Source organism: Coprococcus sp. ART55/1, assembly GCF_000210595.1.
GTDB classification, from domain to species: domain Bacteria; phylum Bacillota; class Clostridia; order Lachnospirales; family Lachnospiraceae; genus Coprococcus; species Coprococcus aceti.
Map to the genome: position 1 here is coordinate 1,486,511 of NC_021018.1, position 5,293 is coordinate 1,491,803.

The 5,293-nt window shown below is 44.4% G+C and carries 2 protein-coding genes; both read right to left on the reverse strand.

Translation table 11 applies throughout. The features are described from left to right. The coding region (locus tag CCU_RS06855; protein ID WP_208896065.1) for a fibronectin type III domain-containing protein at positions 1 to 4,049 on the reverse strand (4,049 nt) is incomplete at its 3' end. A gap of 254 nt (positions 4,050 to 4,303) precedes the next feature. After that, a partial coding sequence (locus CCU_RS06860) for an ABC transporter permease (RefSeq protein WP_208896066.1) occupies positions 4,304 to 5,293 on the reverse strand: 990 nt, incomplete at its 5' end.

Consider the following 5,293-nt stretch of genomic DNA (forward strand, 5'->3'; position numbering starts at 1 on the left):
CTTCCGCTTTCACTATCTGCCACATAATAGTACACCGTACTGTCTTCACTTCCCGATGTGTTTCCGAGAAGATAGAAGTTCTTGCTGCCATCCTCTGATACCCATTTTGCGAGTATCCTGTCATATGTAACATCATCAGATGCATATGACACCTTTTCACCTGCATAGTCAGCTGCATTTACGCTGGTCAGCTTGTAAGTATTGCCATCAATATCTGCGATGAAATCTGACTCACTCACACCATATGCCGTACCGCCCATATCAGATGCTTTAAATGTCTGTGATTCATCCACGTAACCGTCGCTGTCCTTTTTGACGCTTACACTGCATGGATAGTAATTCTCGTCACTATCTTTCCACATATAGTTTGTTCCGTCGCTGACAAGAATATATTCCCCGACTCCGGATGTGACTGTTATAAGATTTCTCTCCTTAGTCACGTTCTCCACCTTTGTAGTCTCTGAGCCCGATGCCCTGACTACGCTGCCATCCGACAAATCTTTATTCTCGGTATCGTTGTGCGCCAGAAGCATGACCTTGCTGTCCGCCTTATTTACAGTGAGTGTCGCAGTCTTGGTGTAGAGTGTGATGTCGTTGTAATAAACTCTGCATCGATATTCGTTTCCATCCATTTCATCACTTACATCAGTAAGTCTGAGCGTAGGATTGCTGCCTCCTGTCGATACGCTTCTCCATCCATTATCTGTATTAACCTGCCAGTTGTATCCAACGCTCTGGTTTACTCCATCCCCATCATAATAAACCGCATTTGCCGCAAATTCTGCATTTCCACCCGCAAACGTATTTGTATCATCAGGGTTCTTTGTTATATGGAAATTAGAACTGTCCTGAAGTGTCGTCGCGGTTGCCGGACGGCTGAACAGACTCTTTGAACCATTTGCCTGAAGAGCCCTCACTGCAAATGTGTAAGTCCTGTTGGAATATAGTCCCTTCACTTCATAGTCAGTAACTGTATATGGCACAACTGCCTTGCTGTTGTAATTACCTCCTGCATCAACGATACAGACCTCATAGTAATCTGCATCATTGGACGGTGACCACTCAAGACTGACACTGTTTCTCGTTGTGTCGACAACAGAAAGTCCCATCGGCATACGCGCCGGACGAACAACATTCTTAACATCATAGCCAATGACGAACACTGAATCACTGTCGCTGTTCAGCTTTGCAGTGTTCACCCGCAGCTGCCAGTCAAATGAGAACCCTGTGCAGTCTGCCGGAACATTGTCCACCGTTCCACTGTATGTAACACCATTCGAGCTTACACGGGTGTGACCAAGACCCGCATGCTGGCTTGATGTTACACCGACGATAACCTTATTACCGAGTCCTCCGCCTCCAGCACCAAGCTTTTCGTTCGCCTCAAGGAACACTTCAGTTGAATACTCATTCTCATCAGTCACAGATATCGTCTGAGTCTGATCTGCACCAGAGCTGGCATTTACAGAAGAATAATTGTTATTTCCACCTGACTGATAGGCGTACTTTAATTTACCTCCAAGAGTCTGGTATGTAGCAGGGTCTCCCGCTGTGTTATTCAGAATATTATTATATATCTCGTTGAGCCCCTTGCTCCTTCTTGCAACCTTGTCGTAATCTGCCACATCTATGATTGAAGTTGAAGGTCCGAGACATACCGGCATAACCACCGGCTCCCATTTTCTCGCAATCGGATCATATATGGAGTATTCGTAATACATATATTTCAAACAGTACAGAACGACCTGATCAGAACCTCCACCTGCGGCATTATATGTTATCTCATATTCCGTTGTCTTTGTATTTGCATATTCAAAGCTTGCTCCATACGAAAGTTCAACCTCTACCTCACCTGCTCCGATGAGCTGGATCTCCGACGACACATACGCGCCAACTGATATTGACAAGTTAGCTGATACCGTGTTCGATGAACCTTTGCTTGTTGAATATGATGTTCCACCGTTATTTACATATTCATATACTTCCTGAACATCATCAAAATACGGACTTGCCTGAAGGATTGCATAGACCTCTGGATTTGTGTATACCGGATACTCTCCCTCGTACTTTAACCGCACACTGTCATTATCAATATCCGGAAGACACAGTGAAACAAATGTTCCATACATATCCTGTCTGCTGTTCGACTGGCATACTACACCCTCCTGACTGCTGTATGGGCTGCCGCCATCCATAGAAAATGTCGCTATGTCCAGCCAGTAATAATCATCTTTATCATTGAGTTTCTTCTCTCTGTGCACTCCCACAACGCACACAAAACTCTGTCTGTAATTGTTCCCCTTGGCATCCTTATCGACACAGCCAACCCTGACATCGCCGATCCACACCTGATCTTTTTTCTTCTTGTCGTTGCCCTGATTGCGCTGGTCGGTACATATACTCATGCTTCCTATCTCCGAACCTGTTATTCCGCCATCTTCCAGTGAGAAAGCATATACCTCTGCGCCAAAAAGCACACTGTCATTTTCATTATTGCCGTTCATGCCCTTAAGGTCTGCACACGCAAGCGCCATAGGTGCATTCACAGGTCTGTAATATTCGTTACTTTTAACCTCGTGATATTTCACGATTTCTTTACTCTTAGTCCCCAGGCTTCTCGTATGATAATCTGACAACACATAATTATCCGTCAGACTATCGTAGTATACGTATCTGTATGCAGCCTGCGTGGCTTCATATTCCCTCTGCACATATTGAGAATTGCTCGAATAATATCCACCAACTATAAGTCCTGTGACCATGGCTCCTGATCCAGGATACTTAAACCGGCCAAATGCACAATTTGCAGCATACATTCCATAGTTCTGTTTTCTGCCATCTGTGTCTCCAAGTGACACTTCATTCAGACCTTCTATAGGGACAAGTCCGCCGTCTTTATATGTATAGACGGTCATATGACCTGCCTTTGCCATGTTGTAATTCAGAACTGATCCAGATACGGCAACCGCGGCCTCATCCCGGCCATCCTGCTCCAGATCACCGCCGGCCAGAGTTACCACAGGAGCTCTTCCTATTCCATAATCACACCACGATCCACCCGCTCCACTTTCATAATTAGATGCAAGCCCGCCCGGTATGCTTATATTATTTCCCTTTGTGAACCTGCCGTTTCTCTTGCCATAATATACATCGACTATGGCATAGCGTATGTTCTGATCGTTTATATTTCTATCCTCGTAAGTTCCACAGTATACGAGAAGATCTTCAAAACCATCTCCATTCAGATCGGCCTTTTCGATCTCAAACATCGCATCCAGCTCCTGCTGGTATCTTCTGATAAAATACAAAAGTCCATCGCCATATGTAGAATTCTTGTTTAAAGTAGGGGTAAGCGTAGCAATTGAAGATCTTGTACCATCAGCTGCTATCTTGAAAATACTCACATCTATCTTTCCGCGGTACTCCTTGCCATCTATGACAGTTTTAATACTTTTCCATCCAGCTGGACTGAATACTTTATCTCCATGTACTCTTAGCTCCGCAACGTAGTTGGTTTTTCCGTCGCCTCCATCAAATGCAACGCTTGTCGCATACAGGCCGTCAAAACCATTACTGTCCTTTTTTAGAACATTTCCCATGTTGCTGCTTATGTTACTGTCTCCCGATCCGCCGTGTTCCACTTTCACATTATCTTTGCCAAGATCATAGAAACCATACGCTCCGTACAGATTGCCAAGGCTGCTGTTTACCTTTGTAGTCCTGTCCTTGAAATCTCCAATCCTGTCAAATCCGTCTCGCACAGTGTACTTGTTTCTGTAATTGCCGTTTGCCGCAACGTATACCTCATTCACCTCTGCAAATGTAGATATATTATCCTTGTCATACGGCACCGCAGCTTTGCTTTTGTCTATATCGGTGCTGAGACCCAGAGCTTTGTATGTACTCTCGTCAATCTCCGTCTCGACCACCGTCTTGCCTGTTTTCTTCGAGCTGTCCGCCGCGTATGCTTTTTGTCCGGGAATAAATCCGGACAGCATAGATAGCACCATACTGGCCGTCAGCGCCCAGCTTATCGCCCTCTTTCTCATAATTTCTTCCTCCCTTTCACTAAAAAAACCAGCCATGAACACCAGCCGTTTTAAGCTGCCACATTCTGGTATCAATAATATATTTACAATTATAATTGCTGTGTTTTTCCATGTACACTAACCAAAAGGCTAGTAACAGGAGGTAAAAACAACTTTTTTGCAAAAAAATCCACAGAACGTACCGTCTATACTGTACGCCCTGTGGATCGTAATAAACATCTAAACTATTCTGTTACATGCCATATATGAAAGGATCATTCCACCGACTTAAGCGATTCCGCCATATTTATCTTATCAAGCTTGACTGACATAACTCTGTTAACAAGAAAATTGAACACAAATGTCAGCACTATACTGTACACATAGCTCATCGGCGCTATATACGTATCAAATGCAACCATATCCACCTTGATCTGCCCTATGACAAATGCATGTAAAAACACTCCAAGCACAAGTCCCACAGCGATCCCGAATGTCGTCAGGACTCTGTTCTCCCTGAACACATAATCTGAAGTCTCGTTTTTGAAAAATCCCAGAACCTTTATGGTTGCTATCTCCCTGAGGCGCTCTGTGATATTGATATTTGTCAGGTTGTAGAGAACGATAAATGCAAGCGCACCCGCCGAGAGTATGACTACAATTACTATATAATTCAGACTCTCCATCATCTTGGATATCCTGTTCTTCATATCCTTGTTGATAGTCACTGACGCTGTTGCTGCATCACCCATAAGATCAGCAGATATCTCGTGCGAATCTGCGCCTTCCTCAAGATTGAAGTACACCGATTTGTACTGAGGTGCTTCCCCCATCTGATCCTCATATGTTTCAGGTGATATATACACATAGTTGTATACATGATTCCTGAATATGCCTGATATGGAGACTCTTATCTCTTTCATCTCACTGTCTCTGACCGTTATTACATCGCCTGTTTTGAGGTCGTACTGTTCTGCCAGCGCAGTATTGATCACAGCTTCCCCTTTGCCCGGATATTCTATCTCCGCACCATCTTTATCCGCCAACTTCATATACCTGTCAACGTGCTCAGGTTCTTCCATGATGACCATGTTCACTGACTTTACACCACCATCACACACCAGATCCCAGGTAGATTCACTGACGAGATCATAGCAGGAAGTATCCTCCTCCAGCCGGTCTTTCAGACTACTGAAACGCTCATCTTCTCTATCACCCGCAATCGATGTATTCAGCGTTATCACTCCATCTCCGACCTGTATCTC